Origin of the sequence: Streptomyces sp. NPDC096310, from assembly GCF_044763125.1 — a bacterium.
Taxonomy (GTDB): Bacteria; Actinomycetota; Actinomycetes; order Streptomycetales; family Streptomycetaceae; genus Streptomyces.
The window spans coordinates 129770-148840 of sequence record NZ_JBIWFO010000009.1; the positions used below are offsets into that span (position 1 = coordinate 129770).

The 19071-nt window shown below is 73.0% G+C and carries 14 protein-coding genes; 7 read left to right on the forward strand and 7 right to left on the reverse strand.

Annotation, left to right across the window (positions count from 1 at the left end):
- The first annotated feature begins 31 nt into the window (after positions 1-31).
- Positions 32-1564 carry a phytoene desaturase family protein gene (locus ACIQ7D_RS19495; protein ID WP_403939095.1) on the forward strand — a complete coding sequence of 511 codons (1533 nt, stop codon included), beginning with the start codon at positions 32-34 and terminating at the stop codon, positions 1562-1564.
- 14 nt (positions 1565-1578) lie between these two features.
- Here ACIQ7D_RS19495 and ACIQ7D_RS19500 read toward each other — a convergent pair whose 3' ends face one another.
- Entirely contained in the window at positions 1579-3399 is a 1821-nt protein-coding gene (locus ACIQ7D_RS19500) for a serine hydrolase (protein WP_403939097.1), read from the reverse strand.
- 149 nt (positions 3400-3548) lie between these two features.
- On the opposite strand from ACIQ7D_RS19500, the gene ACIQ7D_RS19505 reads away from it, so the two are divergent.
- Positions 3549-4655, forward strand: coding sequence for a calcium:proton antiporter (locus ACIQ7D_RS19505; protein WP_403939099.1), 1107 nt, complete (start codon positions 3549-3551; stop codon positions 4653-4655).
- A 55-nt stretch (positions 4656-4710) separates the two neighbouring features.
- Here the strand turns inward: ACIQ7D_RS19505 and paaK are convergent, their stop codons facing one another.
- Entirely contained in the window at positions 4711-6006 is a 1296-nt protein-coding gene (gene paaK / locus ACIQ7D_RS19510; RefSeq protein WP_403939101.1) for a phenylacetate--CoA ligase PaaK, read from the reverse strand.
- Positions 6007-6308: 302 nt separating this feature from the next.
- Between paaK and ACIQ7D_RS19515 the strand changes: the two genes are divergently transcribed.
- The 4 genes from ACIQ7D_RS19515 to ACIQ7D_RS19530 all read left to right on the forward strand — a co-directional run bounded on the left by ACIQ7D_RS19515 (position 6309) and on the right by ACIQ7D_RS19530 (position 10825).
- Positions 6309-6551: a DUF397 domain-containing protein gene (locus ACIQ7D_RS19515; protein ID WP_403939103.1), complete on the forward strand. Its 243-nt coding sequence runs from the start codon at positions 6309-6311 to the stop codon at positions 6549-6551.
- 103 nt (positions 6552-6654) lie between these two features.
- The gene (locus ACIQ7D_RS19520; protein ID WP_403939105.1) at positions 6655-7155 is read left to right on the forward strand and encodes a hypothetical protein; all 501 of its coding nucleotides are present in this window, start codon (positions 6655-6657) and stop codon (positions 7153-7155) included.
- A gap of 103 nt (positions 7156-7258) precedes the next feature.
- The gene (locus ACIQ7D_RS19525; protein ID WP_403939107.1) at positions 7259-9622 is read left to right on the forward strand and encodes a glycosyl hydrolase family 95 catalytic domain-containing protein; all 2364 of its coding nucleotides are present in this window, start codon (positions 7259-7261) and stop codon (positions 9620-9622) included.
- Positions 9623-9715: 93 nt separating this feature from the next.
- On the forward strand, positions 9716-10825 hold the full coding sequence (locus tag ACIQ7D_RS19530) for a chemotaxis protein (RefSeq protein WP_403939109.1): 1110 nt from the start codon (positions 9716-9718) through the stop codon (positions 10823-10825).
- Positions 10826-10953: 128 nt separating this feature from the next.
- Here the strand turns inward: ACIQ7D_RS19530 and ACIQ7D_RS19535 are convergent, their stop codons facing one another.
- Both ACIQ7D_RS19535 and ACIQ7D_RS19540 read right to left on the reverse strand, forming a co-directional pair.
- Positions 10954-12945: an N-acetylmuramoyl-L-alanine amidase gene (locus ACIQ7D_RS19535; protein WP_403939111.1), complete on the reverse strand. Its 1992-nt coding sequence runs from the start codon at positions 12943-12945 to the stop codon at positions 10954-10956.
- Positions 12946-13265: 320 nt separating this feature from the next.
- A complete protein-coding gene (locus tag ACIQ7D_RS19540) occupies positions 13266-14387 on the reverse strand; it encodes an aminoglycoside phosphotransferase family protein (RefSeq protein WP_403939113.1) in 1122 nt (373 codons plus the stop codon).
- 232 nt (positions 14388-14619) lie between these two features.
- Here ACIQ7D_RS19540 and ACIQ7D_RS19545 point away from each other — a divergent pair, with 232 nt between their 5' ends.
- Complete coding sequence (locus ACIQ7D_RS19545; RefSeq protein ID WP_403939115.1) at positions 14620-16107, forward strand: hypothetical protein; 1488 nt, start codon at positions 14620-14622, stop codon at positions 16105-16107.
- Between the two features lie 143 nt (positions 16108-16250).
- Here the strand turns inward: ACIQ7D_RS19545 and ACIQ7D_RS19550 are convergent, their stop codons facing one another.
- The 3 genes from ACIQ7D_RS19550 to ACIQ7D_RS19560 all read right to left on the reverse strand — a co-directional run bounded on the left by ACIQ7D_RS19550 (position 16251) and on the right by ACIQ7D_RS19560 (position 19002).
- A complete protein-coding gene (locus tag ACIQ7D_RS19550) occupies positions 16251-17807 on the reverse strand; it encodes a PP2C family protein-serine/threonine phosphatase (RefSeq protein ID WP_403939118.1) in 1557 nt (518 codons plus the stop codon).
- A 266-nt stretch (positions 17808-18073) separates the two neighbouring features.
- On the reverse strand, positions 18074-18643 hold the full coding sequence (locus ACIQ7D_RS19555; protein ID WP_403939120.1) for a TetR/AcrR family transcriptional regulator: 570 nt from the start codon (positions 18641-18643) through the stop codon (positions 18074-18076).
- Positions 18640-19002: a DUF1304 domain-containing protein gene (locus ACIQ7D_RS19560; RefSeq protein ID WP_403939121.1), complete on the reverse strand. Its 363-nt coding sequence runs from the start codon at positions 19000-19002 to the stop codon at positions 18640-18642. Before ACIQ7D_RS19560 ends, ACIQ7D_RS19555 begins: the two co-directional genes overlap by 4 nt.
- Positions 19003-19071 lie beyond the last annotated feature (69 nt).

Genomic DNA, 19071 nt, shown 5'->3' on the forward strand with positions numbered 1-19071 from the left:
CCCCGAGATCATCCGCGTGTTACCAAGGGCCATGCCCGCACACGCCTCGTACGACGCCGTCATCGTGGGCGGCGGCCACAACGGCCTGGTCGCCGCCGCCTATCTCGCCCGCGCCGGACGCTCCGTCCTCGTCCTCGAACGGCTCGGTGCCACCGGGGGCGCCGCCGTCTCCAGCCGCCCCTTCCCCGGGGTGGACGCCCGGCTCTCCCGCTACTCGTACCTGGTCTCCCTGCTGCCGGACACGATCGTGCGGGAGCTGGGGCTGCGCTTCGCCGTACGCAAGCGCACCGTCTCCTCGTACACCCCGGTGGGTGACGGCGGACTGCTGGTCGGCGCGGGGCGTACCCGGGACTCCTTCGCCGCGCTGACCGGCTCGGACACGGAGTACGCGGCGTGGCGGGAGTTCTACGCGACGACGGCGCGTGTCGCCGGACGGATCTTCCCCACCCTCACCGAACCGCTGCCCACGCGTGCCGCGCTGCGCGACCGGATCGGTGACGAGACCGCCTGGAGGATGCTGTTCGAGGAGCCGATCGGCGCCGCGATCGAGCAGCGGTTCGACCACGACCTGGTCCGGGGCGTCGTCCTCACCGACGCGCTCATCGGCACCTTCGCCGACGCCCACGATCCCTCGCTGGTACAGAACCGCTGCTTCCTCTACCACGTGATCGGCGGCGGGACCGGCGACTGGGACGTCCCCGTGGGCGGCATGGGCGCGCTCACCGACGCGCTGGCCGACGCGGCGCGGGCGGCGGGCGCGGAGATCGCCACCGGGCACGAGGTGACCGCCGTCGAGACCGACGGAACGCACGCCGAGGTCACCTACCGGACCGGCGACACGGAAAGCGTGGTGGCGGGCCGTCAGGTCCTGGTCAACGCCTCGCCCCAGGCGCTCGCCGCGCTCCTCGGCGAGGAGCCGCCCGCCGCCGCCGAAGGCGCCCAGCTCAAGGTCAACATGGTGCTGCGCAGGCTGCCGGAACTGCGCGACCGGTCCGTCGACCCCCGGGAGGCGTTCGCCGGCACGTTCCACATCGCGGAGGGGTACGGCGAGCTGGCCACGGCGTACGCACAGGCGGCGGCCGGCGCGCTGCCCAGCGCCCCGCCGTCCGAGATCTACTGCCACACCCTCACCGACCCGTCGATCCTCGGGCCGGAGCCGGCCGCGCGGGGCTACCAGACGCTGACCCTGTTCGGACTCCACACGCCCGCACGGCTGTTCGCACACGACAACGAGGCGGCACGCGCCGAACTCCTCACGGCGACGCTCGCCCAGCTCGACGCCCGGCTGGCGGAACCGATCGCCGGCTGTCTCGCCCTGGACGAGAACGGCCGCCCCTGCGTCGAGGCGAAGACACCGCTCGACCTCGAACACGAACTGCGGCTGCCCGGCGGCCACATCTTCCACCGCGACCTCGCCTTCCCGTACGAGGACGGCTCCACCGGCCGCTGGGGCGTGGCGACGGCGCACGCGAACGTCCTGCTGTGCGGCGCGGGCGCGGTACGCGGCGGCGGGGTCAGCGGGGTGGCGGGCCACAACGCGGCGATGGCGGCCCTGGGCCGGTAGCGGGGCGGGGACGGTCAGTCCGCCGAGGGCGCCCAGCCGGCCGCCGTGATCCGGGCGGCGTCCCGGGGGCGCGCCTCGTCGAAGAGCGTACGGCCGCCGTCCTGGACCCGCAGTCCGCTCACGTACACACCCCGCCCCACGTACAGCCGGTCCGTCGTGTACCGCCAGCGCAGCACGGTCTCGCGCTCCCGCCACGCCGCGAGGTCCGCGGTCAGCCGGTGCCAGACCCGCCCCGACCAGCCCGTCACCGAGCCCGCCGGGTGCTCCCGAGGCCCCTGCCCCGCCGCCCGGGTGGTGAAGGGCACCGGCCGCCAGCTCGCCCCGCCGTCCCCGGACGCCTCCAGGAACAGGGTGTCCGCCTCCGGTTCCGTGTCCCACCACACGGAGCAGCGCAGCCGCCCGCGCCCGGAGGCCGGGGTGAGCGGGGGCAGGGTGAGCGTGGCCGTCGTCGCGCCGGCCGTCCCGCCGAACCAGGCGGCAGGGCCCCGGGGCGGCCCGACCGGGACCGCGCGCGCCATCCGGTCGGCGGTGGCCACGCGTGGCGCGCTGCCCGAGCGCCAGTTCCGAACCGGATGGACGGAGTTGCCGAGCACGATCAGGAACGAGTCCGTCGTCGGGTCGAGGACGAGGCTGGTGCCGGTGAACCCGGTGTGGCCCGCGGTGGCCGGGGTGGCCATCGCGCCCATGTACCAGTGCTGGTACAGCTCGAACCCCAGCCCGTGGGCGTCGCCGGGGAAGGCCGTGTTGAAGTCGGTGAACATCAGCTCCACCGACGCGGGCCGCAGGATCCGCGCCCGGCCGTACCGGCCGCCGTCGAGGAGGGTACGGGCGAGGACCGCCAGGTCCCAGGCGTCGGAGAAGACACCGGCGTGCCCCGCGACACCGCCGAGGGCGTACGCGTTCTCGTCGTGCACCTCGCCCCACACCAGCCCGCGGTCCAGCCCCGACCACGGCGGCCTGGCGTCCTCGGTGGCGGCGATGCCGGGCCGCCAGGACGCGGGCGGGTTGTAGCGCGTGCGGCGCATCCCGAGCGGGCCGGTGATCCCGGTGCGCAGCAGTGCGTCCAGGGGGTGGCCGGTGATCCGCTCCAGGACGAGCTGGAGCGAGATCAGATTGAGGTCCGAATACCGGTAGACCGTGCCGGGCGGGTCGGCGGGGGGCTCGTCCCACAGGAGCTGGAGCCTGCCCTCGTGGGTCGGGGCCGTGTACAGCGGGATCCACGCGCGGAACCCGGAGGTGTGCGTGAGCAGGTGGCGCACCGTGATGTCGCGCTTGCCCGCGGCCCGCGCGGCGTCCGTCCCCGCGAACTCCGGGAGGTACCCGACGACCGGCCGCTCCAGCTCCAGCGTGCCGCGCTCGATCTGCTGGACGGCGAGGACCGAGGTGAAGAGCTTGGAGACCGAGGCGAGATCGAAGACCGTGTCCTCGGCCATCGGGATCCGCCGCTCCGCGGGCAGCTCCACCCCCGTGCCGGTCGTCTCGTCGTACGCCGCGTAGCGCACGGCGTGGCCGATCGGCCGGTGCAGGGCGACCGTCGCGCCGCGCCCCGCGAGCAGTACGGCGCCCGCGTACCAGGGGTGGACGGGGGAGGGCCCGAGGAACGTTTCCGCGGCAGCGACCAGCCCGTCCAGCTCCCGCTGGATCAGCCCGGCACGCTCCGCGGAGCCACGGCGCAGCGTACGTCCGGCCCGTCCGGGCCCGTCCGGGGAGGCCGGCCGCGCGGCGGCGGTGTCGGCGAAAGGCACCGGCGCCACCGCGAACGCCCCGCCGAGGGCCAGCACCCCGCCGCCCAGCCTGCGCCGGCTGATCCCACCGCCGGCCGCGTCCTCCGCCATGGAAAGGCCCTCCTCTGGAAGTGACTTCCGAGATCCGGATCGAGTGCTGAGACTTTCTTGCCGGTCCCCGCCGGTGTCAACCCTCCGGGCCCGGACGGCTCCGGGCGGTCACCGAGCGGACCCGCGCCACCTCTGGCAGCGTGTGGCGCATGAGCACGAGCATCGGCGTCCGGTCCCTGCTGGCCCAGTGGACCGTGGTGGTGCCGCTGCTCGCGGTGATCGCCCTCCTGCTGAGCTGGGGGCGCAGCCTGCCGGGGTTCGCGGTCGGCCTGGTCGCGCTCTGTCTCGCGGGCGCGGTCCTCGCGGCCGTGCACCACGCCGAGGTCGTCGCCCACCGGGTGGGGGAGCCGTTCGGGTCGCTCGTCCTCGCGGTCGCCGTCACCGTCATCGAAGTGGCGCTCATCGTCACCCTGATGGTCGACGGCGGGGGCAAGAACGCCACCCTCGCCCGCGACACCGTCTTCGCCGCCGTCATGATCACCTGCAACGGCATCCTCGGCCTGTGCCTGCTCGTCGGCGCGCTGCGCAGCCGGGTCGCCGTCTTCAACCCGGAGGGCACCGGCACCGCGCTGGCCACCGTCGCGACCCTGGCCACCCTCACCCTCGTCCTCCCGACCTTCACCACCAGCAAGCCGGGGCCGCAGTTCTCCCCAGCGCAGCTCGGCTTCGCCGCCGTCGCCTCGCTCGTCCTGTACGGGCTGTTCGTCGCCGTGCAGACGGTGCGTCACCGTGACTACTTCCTGCCCGTCACCCAGGAGGGCGATGTGCGGGAGGAGGACACGCACGCCCCGCTGCCCAGCCGCGGGGCGACCACCCTGAGCCTGGTGATGCTGGTGGTGGCGCTGATCGCGGTCGTCGGGGATGCCAAGTCCGTGTCACCCACCATTGAGCGGGGCGTCGAGTCGGCCGGGCTGCCGCAGGCCGTGGTGGGGGTCGTCATCGCCCTGCTGGTGCTGCTGCCGGAGACCCTCGCGGCGGTACGGGCCGCCCGCCGCGAGCGGGTCCAGACCAGCCTCAACCTGGCCCTGGGCTCCGCCATGGCGAGCATCGGGCTGACGATCCCGGCGATCGCGCTCGCCATGATCTGGCTGGAGGGGCCGCTCGTCCTCGGGCTGAACGCCACCCATATGGTGCTGCTCGCGCTCACCGTGGTGGTGGGCGCGCTGACCGTGGCGCCCGGCCGGGCCACCCTGTTGCAAGGCGGGGTCCATCTCGGGATCTTCACCGCGTTCGTGTTCCTCGCCATCAGCCCCTGACGCCCCCACCGACGGACGCCGCCACCGACCGACGTCCCCTCCGCGCGGCGCGCCCTCATGTCGCGCGCGGGCCCCGCAGATCGACGATTCGCCTGATCTTGCCCACCGAGCGCTCCAGGGTCTCCGGATCGACCACCTCGACCGACACCGACACCCCCACCCCGTCCTTGACGGCCTCGGCGATCGCCCGCGCCGCCTCGGCCCGCTGCTCCGGAGTGGCCGCCGCCCGCGCCTCCGCCCGTACGGTCAGGGTGTCCAGCCGCCCCTCACGGGCCAGCCGGAGCTGGAAGTGCGGGGCGACACCCGGGGTGCGCAGCACGATCTCCTCGATCTGGGTGGGGAAGAGGTTCACCCCGCGCAGGATCACCATGTCGTCGGTGCGGCCCGTCACCTTCTCCATCCGGCGGAAGACCCGGGCCGTGCCGGGCAGCAGCCGGGTGAGGTCCCGGGTCCGGTAGCGGATCACCGGCATCGCCTCCTTGGTCAGCGACGTGAAGACCAGTTCGCCCTCCTCGCCGTCCGGCAGTGCCTCACCGGTGAACGGATCGACGACCTCCGGATAGAAGTGGTCCTCCCAGACGGTGAGCCCGTCCTTGGTCTCCACGCACTCCTGCGACACCCCCGGGCCCATCACCTCCGACAGCCCGTAGATGTCGACGGCGTCGATCGCGAACCGCTCCTCGATCTCCCGCCGCATCTCCTCCGTCCACGGCTCGGCGCCGAAGATCCCCACCTCCAGGGAGGTGGCGCGCGGATCGACGCCCTGGCGCTCGAACTCGTCCAGCAGTGTGAGCATGTACGAGGGGGTCACCATGATGATCTCGGGCCGGAAGTCCTGGATCAGCCGGACCTGACGCGCGGTCATGCCCCCGGAGGCGGGGACCACCGTACAGCCGAGCCGCTCCGCCCCGTAGTGCGCGCCGAGCCCGCCGGTGAACAGGCCGTAGCCGTAGGCCACATGGACCGTGTGCCCGGGGCGCCCGCCGGCCGCCCGGATCGAGCGGGCCACCACGTCGGCCCAGATGTCCAGGTCCCGCCGGGTGTACCCGACGACGGTCGGCAGCCCCGTCGTACCGCTGGACGCGTGCAGCCGCCGTACCTCCGACCGGTCCACGGCGAACATCCCGAACGGATAGTTGTCCCGCAGATCGGCCTTGGTGGTGAAGGGGAAGCGGGCCAGGTCCGCGAGCGAGCGGCAGTCCTCTGGGCGCAGCCCGGCCCGGTCGAAGGAGCGCCGGTAGAAGTCCACGTTCTCGTACGCGTGACGCAGTGTGGACCGCAGCCGTTCCAGTTGCAGTACGGCCAGCTCCGCACGGCTGAGCCGTTCCGCCGCGTCCAGCAGAGGGGTCATGGCGCTCTCCCTGGTCCGTCCGGCCGTACCGGCGGCCCGGGCAGCCGGGCGACCGATCATTCGGTTGATCGTCCCGGAGCCAGTAACGCAGGAGCTTCCCGCGAGCGTCAAGGGACAGGGCCCCGCCGGTGTGCGGGCCGCGTCGGGGGGGTCCGGCGCCGGCCGGCCCGTGGTGCGACAGCGGTGATGCGCGCATGCCAGGGCGCCGACCCGGGCCGTCCCGGGTCCCTCTGCCGCGGTCTGTCCCGGAACGTCGGTGATGGATAGTCTGGCCCGGGACGACGCAGCGGGAGGAGCAGGACGTGGCGGAGAGCACCACCACCCAGAAGCCGCTTTCGGGCTGGGACAAGCCGGAGCTCGATCTGAGCGACGCGGACTGGCGGTCGAGCAGCCAGGGCGCGGGCGATGTGCAGATCGCCTTTGTCGAGGGCTTCATCGCGATGCGCAACAGCGGTCGGCCGGAGAGCCCTTCACTGATCTTCAGCCCGGCCGAGTGGCGGGCCTTCGTGATCAACGCGCGCGACGGCGAGTTCGACCTCACGTGAGGTGACCCCGGCCCGGCCGGTCCGCCCGGCGCGGAGCCCCGGACCCGTATTCCGGGGCCTCACCCGGCTCCTGCGCAGTGGCGCGAACCCGTACCATGGTGGGATGTCCTTTCTCCGCCGCCGCAGCGCCGCCACACCCGCGGGCCCGGACTTCGATGTCCTGGCCATGGACCCGGGTGACTGGCCCGGCAATCTGGGCGCCGGTCTGCTGCCCGCCCCCGACGGAAGCTGCCAGGGGGTCTTCCTCCGGTACGACCTGTTCGGCGGCCGCGGCCCCGCGATGATCATCGGAAATCTTCCCGAGGGCTCCCCCGCCCGCGAGCCCGGGGAGGGGCAGGTCCCCTTCGAGGTGGCGCAGCTCCTGCTCGCGCTGGAGAACGACGAGCCGGTCGAGGTCATCGGCACCGAGGACATGCCGGTCATGCAGGGGGACAACCTGCTGATCGTCCGCCGGCTCAAGCTCTCGGAAAGCCGGATCTCCTGCGTGCAGTTCGACCGCAGCGACAACGTCCTCGTCACCATCGCGAGCTGGGACCGGCCCATCACCGACGACCTCTACGCGCTGCTCAAGCCTCTGCCCGCCGAACTGTTCCAGCAGGGCTGACCCTCCGAAGACCGTTCACTTCACGCCATGCGTGAGGTGGACCGTCCGCTCTCTTGCCGGATGAGTCATCGGACTTTTAACGTGACTGGCCATGACTCCTGGGATGAGCCGCAGAACCACGATCGCCTCCGCGCTGGGTGCAACCGGGGCCCTGGTCTGGGGAGTTCCGGCCATGGCCAACTCGGCCCCTGGCGCCGACCCGTCCGATGTATCAACGCTCTGGTACCGGAGCCCCGCCGCCGACTGGGAACGCGACTCCCTGCCCATCGGCAGCGGCGCCCTCGGCGCCGGGGTGCACGGCACCCTCGCCACCGAGCGGCTCACCCTCAACGAGAAGACCCTCTGGACCGGCGGCCCCGGCGCCGCGGACGGCTACGACCACGGCGACTGGACCGCGCCGCGCCCCGGCGCCCTCGCCTCCGTACAACAGCGCCTGGACCGCGAGGGGCGGCTCGACCCGGCCACCGTCGCCGCCGAACTCGGCCAGGCCAGAAGCGGCTACGGGGCCTACCAGGTCCTCGGCGATCTGGAAGTGACCGTGCCCGGCGCGCCGGACGTCCCCGACGCCACTTACCGTCGCTCGCTCGACATCGGGAACGCCGTCGCCGCCGTCTCGTACACCCACCAGGACACCGCGTACACCCGGGAGTTCTTCGCCTCCTTCCCCGACCGGGTGATCGTCGGACACTTCACGGCCGACCGCCCGGGACTGACCTCCTTCACCCTGCGCTACACCTCCCCGCGCACCGACTTCACCACCACCGCGAGCGGTGACCGGCTCACCGTGCGCGGCGCGCTCCAGGACAACGGGCTGCGCTTCGAGGCCCAGATCCGCCTCCGCACCCAGGGCGGCACCGTACGCGCGGAGGCGGACGGCACCCTCACCGTCAGCGGCGCCGACCGTGCCTGGTTCGTCCTCGCCGCCGGCACCGACTACGCCGACACCGGCCCCGCCCACCGGGGCGAGGACCCGCACCCGGCCGTCACCCGCGCCGTCGACCACGCCGCCGCCCGCCCGTACGAGACGCTGCGCGCCGCCCATGTACGCGACCACCGCGCCCTCTTCGACCGGGTCTCGCTCGACCTCGGCGGCCACCTCCCCGACCTCCCCACCGACCAGCTCCTCACCGGGTACACCGGCGGGAACGGATCCGGGGACCGGGCGCTCGAAACGCTGTACTTCCAGTACGGCCGCTACCTGCTCATCGCCTCCTCCCGCCCGGGATCGCTGCCCGCCAACCTCCAGGGCGTCTGGAACAACACCACCAACCCGCCCTGGTCGGCCGACTACCACGTCAACATCAACCTCCAGATGAACTACTGGCTCGCCGAGGTCACCAACCTCGCCGAGACCACCGCCCCCTACGACCGCTACGTCGAATCGCTGCGCGCCCCCGGCCGGCGCAGCGCCCGCCGGCTCTTCGGCACACCCGGCTGGGTCGTCCACAACGAGACCAACCCGTACGGGTTCACCGGGGTCCACGACTGGCCCACCGCCTTCTGGTTCCCCGAGGCCGCCGCCTGGCTCACCCAGCAGCTCTACGACCACTACCGCTTCAGCGGCTCCACCCACTATCTGCGCGCCACCGCCTACCCGGTGATGAAGGAGGCCGCCGAGTTCTGGCTCGCCAACCTCAGGACCGACCCGCGCGACGGCACCCTCGTCGTCACCCCCAGCTACTCGCCGGAGCACGGGGACTTCACGGCGGGCGCCGCCATGTCCCAGCAGATCGTCCACGACCTGCTCACCAACACCCTGGAGGCCGCGACCACCCTCGGGGACGCCCCGGCCTTCCGCACCCGGCTCCAGGACACCCTCGAACGGCTGGACCCCGGGCTGCGTGTCGGCTCCTGGGGCCAGCTCCAGGAGTGGAAGGCCGACCTGGACAGCCCCACCGACGACCACCGCCATGTCTCCCACCTCTTCGCCCTCCACCCCGGCCGGCAGATCGAGCCGGGCAGCGCCTGGGCCGAGGCCGCCAAGGTCTCGCTGAGCGCGCGCGGCGACGGCGGAACCGGCTGGAGCAAGGCGTGGAAGATCAACTTCTGGGCGCGGCTGCGGGACGGCGACCACGCCCGCACCATGCTCGCCGAACAGCTCACGGGCTCCACCCTCGCCAACCTCTGGGACACCCATCCGCCGTTCCAGATCGACGGCAACTTCGGCGCCACCTCCGGCATCGCCGAGATGCTGCTCCAGAGCCACCACGGCCCGATCGAGATCCTTCCCGCCCTGCCCGCCGCCTGGCCCCGGGGGCGGGTGACCGGGCTGCGGGCGCGCGGCGGCGCCACCCTCGACATCACCTGGTCCGGCGGGCGCGCCACCCGGATCGTGCTGCGCGCGAGCCGCACGGGGGAACTGACGCTGCGCAGCACCCTGCTCCCCGGCGGGGAGCGGACCTTCCGCGCCACGGCGGGCCGCACCTACACCTTCCCCGCGCCGGAAGGACCTGCCCCGACCGAGTGACGCGCCGCCCGGCGGCGGCACACCCCCTGCGGAACCCGCCGGTATCCCGCAGGATGGACGCACGTACGGGGGCCGGTGAGCGGAAGGGACAGTATGGACAGCAACGCTCTCACGCCCGAGGTACTGCGGGAGCTGCGCGCGCCGCGCCCGTACCCGGCCGTGTCCCTGACGATGCCCACCCACCGCCGCGACCGCCACAACGAACAGGACACGGTACGGCTGCGCAACCTCCTTGCCGCGGCGGGCCACCGGCTGGAGGCCGACCCCGGCGTGGACCGCAGGACCCGGACGGCCGTGACGGAGCGGCTCGCCGCGGCCGTCGCCGAGGTCGACCTGCGCCACGCGCTCGACGGACTGCTCGTGCTCGCCGACGCGCACGAGCACCGGATCTGGTACCTCCCGCGCGAGGTGCCCGAGCGCGTCGTGCTCGCCGACACCTACCTCACCCGCAACCTCGTGGCAGCCACCGCGCAGTCCCGGCCGTACTGGGTGCTCGGGATCGCCGCCGACCGGGCCACGCTCTGGAGCGGATCAGGCGAGTCGCTGTACGAACACCGCACGGACGGCTTCCCGATGACACCGCCCGAGGAGAGCTGGGACGTCGAGCGCGAGGAGCGGATCGGGAACATCCCGAGCACCTTCAGCGACGAGGAGACCCGCCGCTTCCTGCGCACCGTCGACCAGGCCATGGGCGCCGTCCTGGGGCGCCGCCCCCGCCCGCTGCACCTGGTGGGTCTCGCCCCCGCCCTCGCCCTGCTGGCGGAGACGGGCAACGCCACCCACACGGCGGCCGGCCGGCTGGTCAAGGGCGGTCTCACGGACGGGCCCCCGCGCGTCCTGCTGAAGGAGATCGGCCCTGTGGTCGAGGACCACGCGCGCCGCGAGAAGGCCGAGGTGCTGGACCGGCTCGACGAGGCGAAGGGGCGCCGCACCTTCGCCGCCGGACTGGACGAGGTCTGGGAGTCGGTACGGGAGAAGCGGGCCGATCTGATCGCGCTCGAAGAGCACTACCGGCGTACCGTCCAGGTCCGGGACGGCCATCTCGTCCCCGTCGACGACGCGTCCGCGGCGGATCCCGGCGTACGCGAGGACATCGTGGACGAACTGGTGGAGGGGGCGCTCGACGGCGGCGCCCGGGTGGTGTTCCTTCCGGACGGCACGCTCGACGGCCACGACCGGATCGCCGCCGTCCTGCGCTACTGAGCCCCTGTGCCCGTGCGCCACTGAGCTCCCGGGCTCCCGGGCTCCCCTGACGGGAGGGGTACGGGCGTCACCGGCTCCCCCGTGGCCCGCGACGCCCGTCCCCCTCCCGATCCCCCCGTCCCGGCCGGTCAGCGACCCGCCGGACGCACCTCGACATCGGCCGCCTTGACGAAGGCGACCCGGTGTCCGAACTGGATCTCGTAGTACTGCTCCGTGCCTCGCACCACCCGGTGGGAGGCCGGGTCGAAGGTGGCCGAGTAGTAGTACTCGCCCGGCCTCTTGCCCCCGGTCACATACCGCTGCCCGGCGAGCAGCTTGTACGGCAGCGGGGATTGCGCCTGAACCGGCACACCCGCCGGGTACGCCGCCGCCTCCGGATAGGCCCGCCCGTACACCGGCACCTCCGCGAGCCCGGCCCGTGGCGTCAGCACCGGCGCCCTGGCGCCCACCGCGGCCGGTTCGGCGCGGGGATCGAGGAACCACGCCTGCTGGCCGAGATACCAGATCGCCGTCCAGTCGCCCTGCCGCCCGGCCACCGCGTACTGCTGGCCCGTCGACGCGCGGGCGCCCGTGTCGTTGACGTCCGTCGTCGAGTCCTGGCCACCGGGGCGCAGCCCGGCGTCCCTGACCAGCGGGGCGTTCTCGTCCGGCGCCGTCCGTAGCCGTACCGCGCCCGAGCCGTGCGGGGCGCACGGCGTCCCCACGCTCTCGCACCCGGTGTACCGCTCCCCGGCCGCCGCGTAGTCCGGCCGGATCGTCACCACGGCGGGGCGCGCGCCCCCGCTCGCCTTGAGCGGCCTGCCCAGCAGCTCGAAGTAGTGCGCCCAGTCCCAGTACGGCCCCGGGTCGGTGTGCATCCCGGGGATCGTCGACGCGGTCGTGCCGGGCACGTTGTCATGGCCCAGGATGTGCTGCCGGTCCAGCGGCACCCCGTACCGCTTCGCGAGATACGCCACCAGCCGGGCCGAGGCGCGGTACATCGACTCCGTGTACCAGGCGTCGGGAGCGGCCAGGAAGCCCTCGTGTTCGAGCCCCACCGAGGTGGCGTTGACGTACCAGTTGCCCGCGTGCCAGGCGACGTCCTTGGTCGGTACGTGCTGGGCGATCAGCCCGTCGGAGGAGCGCAGCGTGTAGTGCCACGACACGTACTGCGGGTCCTGGACCAGCTTCAGCGTGGTGTCCCAGGAGCCCTCGGTGTCATGGATGACGATGAAGTCGATCTTCTGGGAGTCCGGCCGGTCCGCCAGGTCGTGGTTGCCGTAGTCCCCTTCGCCGAACTCCTCGTACGGCGCCGGGACCCAGGTGCACGAGACCGTACGCGGACACTCCGTGCGCGCCCGGTCGCCCGCCCGCAGCCCGAGCCGGGTGAGCTGCCCGGTGTCGGGGGAGACCCCGGGATGCGCGCCGAGCGCCACCCGCTGGCCGCTGTCCGTGGTGCGCCGCTCGCCCGCGCGGATCACCTCGTACACGTCACGGGCGTAGGCGGCGGCGGTCAGGGAGTCGTCCGCCCCCGAGAACCGGGCGACCGCGCCGTACCAGTCGGCCGGATCCGCGCTGAGCGGCTCGCCCAACTCCCGCTGGGCCGCCGCCAGCAGCGCGGCGCCACCCCGGAGATTGGCGGCGGGGCTCGTCCGCAACTCCTCGGCGGACAGCCCGGTCAGCCGCGCGGCGCGGTCCAGGGTGCGCAGCCGCGCGGGCAGTTCCGCGGTGGCCGGCGGTGCCACCCGGGCGGGTGCCGTCACGGGCACCGTCAGCGGGCGCGCGGTGTCGCCGCGCGCGTCCTCCGTACCGTCCGAGTGGTGCGGGGCCTCGGCGAGGGCGGTCCTGGCGTCGGTGAGGTGCATGGGGCCGTAGCCACCGGTCACACTCGGCGCGCCGCTGTGCGTGTCCCAGCGGGACTGGAGGTAGGAGACCCCGAGCAGTACGCTCGGCGGAACCCGGTACCGGGAGGCCGCCGCCGCGAACTCGCCCTGAAGCGTGGCGGTTCCCGGCCGCTCCGCGGTGGCGGAGGGGCCGGCGGAGACGAGGGGCAGGAGCAGGGCCGCGGACGCCACGACACCGCCCGCCCGCAGCGCGCGCCCGCGGTTCGGTCTCGGCCGTGGGGGGAGAGAACCTTGCAATGCAGCCTCCAGTGACGGGTGGTGCGCTACGTCATGCCGGTCCGATGTCCTCCAGAGGTATCGGCTCCCGGACGATCCGTCAATCAGGCTCCACGGGAACGATTTCGCACGTCAGCATGGGTTTTCACGGAGTTTCCCGGCGGCGGCTCCCCGGCCTGCGGCGCGTCAGTGGAATGTACCAATGAATGTATACGGCGGGCCGTGGAGGAGGGATGAAGAGGAGGGAGAGAAGGGAGAGAAGGGAGGCGGAAGAGGGCCGGGGCCGCCGGCCCGCGGGGCGGCCCGCGGACCTTGGACGTCCCTGGAGGGGCGCGGGCCGGTCAGCGGGTGCCGACCGCGGCGCGCACCGCCCGCCGCGCCATCGCGCAGTCGTCGTGCAGCCGGCGCAGCAGCAGCCGCTGCTCCTCACCCGTCGGCGCGCCACCCTGCTGCGCCGCGGCGGACGTGCCGGGGCCGGGCGCGGGCGCCTCCCGCATCGCGCGCTGCACCGCCGTCTCGTACATCCGGATCTCCCGTGTCAGCACGAGCATCAGATTGACGAGGAACGCGTCCCGCGCCACCGGTCCGCTGGCCGCGGCGAGCTGGCTGATCTGACGGCGTGCCGCCGGCGCGTCCCCGAGCACCGACCAGAGGGTCGCCAGGTCGTACCCGGGCAGATACCAGCCCGCGTGCTCCCAGTCGACCAGCACCGGGCCCGCCGGTGACAGCAGGATGTTGGAGAGCAGCGCGTCACCGTGACAGAACTGGCGCATGTTCTGCCGGGCACCCGCCAGACCGTGCAGCAGCTTCTGGAGGTCGCCCAGATCCCGGTCGGTGAACAGCCCCAGCTCGTGGTAGCGGGCGATCCGCGACGCGTAGTCGAGCGGCGCGCCGAACAGATCGGCCTGCGGACGCCAGGTGTTGAGCCGGGCGATCGCGCCGAGCGCGGCCCGTAGGTCCGCCCGGGGCGGCGCCTCCGCCGGGTGGCGGGTCAGCGCCGCGGCGCGGCCGGGCATCCGCTCGATGATCAGCGCGCAGTTCTCCGGGTCCGCCGCGATGAGCCGGGGCACCCGGACCGGCGGACGGTTCCGGACGAACGAGCGATATGCAGCTATTTCGTGGCGGAATCGCTCCGTCCAGACGGGGGAGTGGTCCACCAGGCACTTGGCGACCGCGCTGGTCCGCCCGGTGGTCCCGACGAGCAGGACGGACCGGCCGCTGCGGCGCAGTACCTGAACGGGCTTGAACTCGGGGCAGATCCGGTGCACCGCCGTGATCGCCATGCGCAACCGCGCGCCCTGGGGGCCGGACAAGTCGAGTCTCCCGCTGAGCGTCTGGGTGACCGTCGCCGCCCTGAGCCGAGTCCGCCCCGCGTGGGTGGGGTCGAGATACGGTCCGCTGCCCGGGGTGACCGGACGCCCGGACCGGGACGGGGCGGACACGGAGGACGATGCTGTGTACATGGGCGATACAGATCCCTTCGTGTGCCGACGAGTTACGGCGCCTTCCCACCCCGGCAGCCGTGAGGCACCCTGGGGAGTACGTCCGGTTGCCGGGCCGGGGTGGCGCGTTCCTACTGGACACCGGCGAACGGGTGGCACACCATCTGGCGAACCCTGGCGAACCCTGGCGAATAGTCGCCAGGTATCTGACTGAGCGTTACTGTCAAGTCAGCCGAGAACCTGGGGGCTTGACGTGAGCGGTGAACCCAACACCCGTCTGTCGGATCTGTTCGGCCTGGCCGGCTGGTCCAAGGGCGAACTCGCACGGTTGGTGAACCGGCAGGCGGCGGCCATGGGCCACCCCCAACTGGCCACCGACACCTCGCGGGTGAGGCGCTGGATCGACATGGGGGAGACCCCGCGCGACCCGGTGCCGAGAGTGCTGGTCACGCTGTTCACCGAGCGACTCGGTCGTGTCGTGACCATCGAGGACCTCGGGTTCGTACGGAACGGACGCGCGGGGAAACGACGGGACTCCGGGAACGCGGACCACCCCGACGCCCTGCCCTGGGCGCCCGACCGGACGGCAGCGGTCCTCACCGAATTCACGGGAATGGACCTCATGCTCAACCGTCGCGGCTTGGTGGGCGCGGGTGCAGCGCTCACCGCAGGATCCCTACTCACCGGCGCCATGAACGAATGGCTGCACTCCGACCCCGCACGCCCCTCCGCCCCCCCGCACCCCGACGATCATCTGGACGCCGAATCCGCCGGCTTCGACCGCTACGAGGCCGCCCCCATCGGGTCCCAGGAGATCGAGGCGCTGGAGCGGTCGGTCGAGGTGTTCCGTGCCTGGGACGCCGCCCGTGGCGGCGGACTCCAGCGCAAGGCCGTCGTGGGCCAGCTCAACGAGGTGGGCGGCATGCTCGCCTACCGTCACCCCGACCATCTCCAGCGGCGCCTGTGGGGCGTCGCCGCCAACCTCGCCGTCCTCGCGGGCTGGATGTCCCACGACGTCGGCCTCGAACCCACCGCCCAGAAGTACTTCGTCATCGCCACCCACGCGGCGCGCGAGGGAGGGGATCGCCCGCGGGCCGGTGAGGCGCTGTCCAGGGCGGCCCGTCAGATGGTCCATCTCGGCCGGCCCGACGAGGCCCTGGATCTGATGAAGCTCGCCAAGTCGGGCTCCGGGGAGGCCAATCTGCCCCGTACACACGCCATGCTCCGCACGATCGAGGCGTGGGCCCAGGCCTCGATGGGGCGCGGCCAGGCCATGCGCAGAACCCTCGGCGAGGCGGAGGACCTCTTCGTCTCGGACAAGGGGGACGTGCCACCGCCCTGCTGGATGCAGATGTTCGACGAGGCGGACCTCCACGGCATGGAGGCACTGGCCTTCCGTACCCTCGCCGAGCACGACCCGAAGGCGGCGGCCATCGCGCAGGGCCACGCCAAGAAGGCGCTGGAGCTGCGCGGCGACGGACGGCAGCGGTCCAAGATCTTCGACTACATCTCGCTGGCGTCCGCCTGCTTCATCGCGGACGATCCGGAACAGGCGGACCGCTACGCGCGGCTCGCGCTGGTGTCGATGGGGGAGACCTCCTCGCACCGCACCTGGGACCGGCTGCGGGAGATGTACCGGCTCACCGGCCAGTACGCGGGGTACGAGAAGATCGAGGGGCTGCGCGAGGAGATCAGGATCGCGATGCCGAAGAGGGCGGGACTCGGCAAGGCCGACATCTGAGGGCCCGGACCCCCGAGTCCTCGCTGAACCCCTGAATCCCTGAACCTCCGAAACCTCTGAGTGTCCGATCCTCACGGCCGGGGCACAGCTCCACGGCCCTGCGGCTCCACGGAAGGAATCCACGAAGCCGGACCCGGCGCTGTTCAGCGCGTTGTCCCGCCGATCCTGGCGGCCATCACACAGGCGTCGTCCGAGCGCTCGGCCCTGCCGAACTCCTCGTCGATCGCCCGTACCCACTCCTGCGCGGTACGGTGCCCCGCCATCCGGGGCGCCAGCGCCAGGAGCCGTTCCCGCTGCGTTCCGGTGCCGTCACCGTCGTGGGTCAGCCCGTCGGTGTGCAGCACCAGTACGTCTCCGGGGAGCAGCCGGATCTCGGCCTGCTCGTACCCGGCCCCCGAGGTCGCGCCGAGCAGCACGCCGTCCGGCGGGGTCAGCGGACACCCCGTCCCGTCGCGGAAGAGCAGCGGGGCGGGGTGCGCCGCCTGCGCCCAGGAGAGCGTCCCGGACGCCGGCCGGTAGCGGGCGCAGAGCGCGCTGCCCAGCGCGGGTTGTTCCGTGACGTTCAGAAGCTGGTTGAGATGGCCCAGCAGGGCGCCCGGCTCGATGCCCGCCATGGCCATCCCGCGCAGCGCGCCCAGCAGCATCGCCATGGAGGAGGCCGCCGTCACGCCGTGCCCGGTCAGATCGCCCAGGGTCAGCAGGGTGTCGCCGCCGGTCAGTTCGAGCGCGTCGTACCAGCCCCCGCCGTTCGGCGCATCGGCCGCGCGGGGCAGATGGCGCGCGGCCAGCTCCAGCGCGCCCGGGCCGCTCTGCGACAGCCGCAGCGCGCCGCGCCACGACGGGACGACGGCCTCCTGCAGCTCGGTCACGAGCCGGTGCTCGGTCTGGGCGATGTGCTGGGCGCGCTGGACCGACCGGCCGCTCTCGCGCACCGCGCGCTCGCTCCTGCGCAGGGCGCTGACATCGCGCAGCACCGCCCAGAGGGAGGCGGTGCAGCCGTGGGCGTCCACCACCGGCTCGCCCATCAGATGCACCGTACGGACCTGGCCGTCGGCTCTGACGACACGCAGCTCACCGTCGATGGGCTTCCCGTCGATCAGACAGTCCGTCACCATGCCGGTGAGCAGCGCCTGGTCGTCGGGGAAGATCAGGGAGGGCACCTCGTCCAGCGTCATCGGCCCGCGCTCGCGCGCCCGGCCGAGGATCTCGTACATCTCCGCCGACCAGTTCACCTCATCGGTCAGGAGGTTCCACTCGGCGCTGCCCACCCGGCCGGGCAGCGGGGCCGTGCGCTCCGGCCCGTCCGGGGCGAGGCCCGCGCCGATGGCCGTCATTCCCGTGGCACATGCCGGGGATGTGTGCCGCTGTCCCCGCGGGGGATCGTCCGGGGAGGGACGGCCGTCCGGAGCGGCACCGTCCTCCGCGGGGCAGTTCTCGGTGCGGCCGTCCACCGGAGGACTCTCCGGCCGGCCGGCCCTGAGCTGGTCCAGATGTACGCCCAGATGGTCCAGTTGGCGCACCGCGAGATCGCAGAGCGCCCGCTGCCAGCGTCGCAGTGCCTCGTCGTCGTCCACCGCGCTGTCCTGTCGCACCGCCTCCATGTCCCCGCGCAGCGCGCGGGTCCTGGCGATGAGCGCGTCCACCGTCTCCCGCTCGACAGGCTGCGGGACGGGGTGGTCCGCGAACAGGGGGGACGGCATCTCGTACTCCGATACGGGCGCGGCGGCCTGGTCTGGATGGTGGACCGCTACGACTGTTGCACAACCGCCCCGTGCCCGTAAGGCATTTGGCAACACTCGATCCGGTGGTGCTTCTGGCATATGCCGCAGGCTGTTCGATACCCGTCGCGGCCTCCCCGGAGGTCACCCGGGTCAGTCAATCCGACGCCGGTGGCGTGGGCGCGGAAGGGAAATCGCCCACCGGGCGGGGCGTGCGAACCGCCTGGCGGTCCGGGCGCCCGGCGGGTTCAGACGACGGGGATCCGGTGCAGGCCCACCAGCACCCGCCAGATCCGGGTGGCGACGGTCTCCGGGGTCTCCTCGATCAGCCCGTGCAGCCAGTCGGCCAGCACCCCGGCGAAGGCCGCGGCCACCGCCGAGGCGATCAGATCGGGCTCGGGCGCCCCGGCCAGGGCGCGTTCCGTACGGCTGCGCTCGCGCAGTTCGCGGTGGAGCAGTTCGCCCAGCGGACCGCTGCCCCCGGGCCGCAGCAGCGTCCGGTAGAGCGCGGCGTGCGGCACGAGGCCGGTGAAGAACGTGGTCAGCGCGGGCGGCGGGATCCGTGGATCGGGCGTGCCCCGCCAGGCGTGCAGGGCGTCCACCGCGTCCCGTACCACCTCCGCGCAGGCGTCCACCGCCAGTGCCTGGAGATCGGGGTAGTGGAGGTAGAACGTGGCCCGGCCCATTCCGGCCCGGCGGGCCAGGGCCGCGACGCCCAGCTCTTCGAGCGGGTGCTCCGCGCAGGCGTCGAGCAGCGCCTGCCGCAGCCTGGCCCGGGTGCGCGCCGTACGCGGATCGGCGGCCGGGTCCCCGGTCATCCCGCCGCCAGGACGACGGCCAGCGTGATCGCGCCCGGCAGCGCCTGGGCGAGCAGGATGCGCCGGTTCGCGGTGATCCCGCCGTACACCCCGGCGACGACCACACAGCTCAGGAAGAAGATCTGCGCCCGGTACCCGGTGGGGTCGGCGGCGATCAGGCCCCAGACCAGGCCGGCGGAGAGAAAACCGTTGTACAGGCCCTGGTTGGCGGCGAGAGGGGCGGTCGCGCGCGCCATCTCGGCATCGAAACCGGAGAGTCCGCGCCCCGGTGCCCGCTCCCAGAGGAACATCTCCAGCACCAGGATGTACGCGTGGAGCGCGGCCACCAGGCCGACCAGGACGTGTGCGGCTGTCTGCATGATCGGGAACTCCCGTGGTGGCAACGACTGTTGGACATGTGTCCATGAAGTATAGACACATGTCCAACA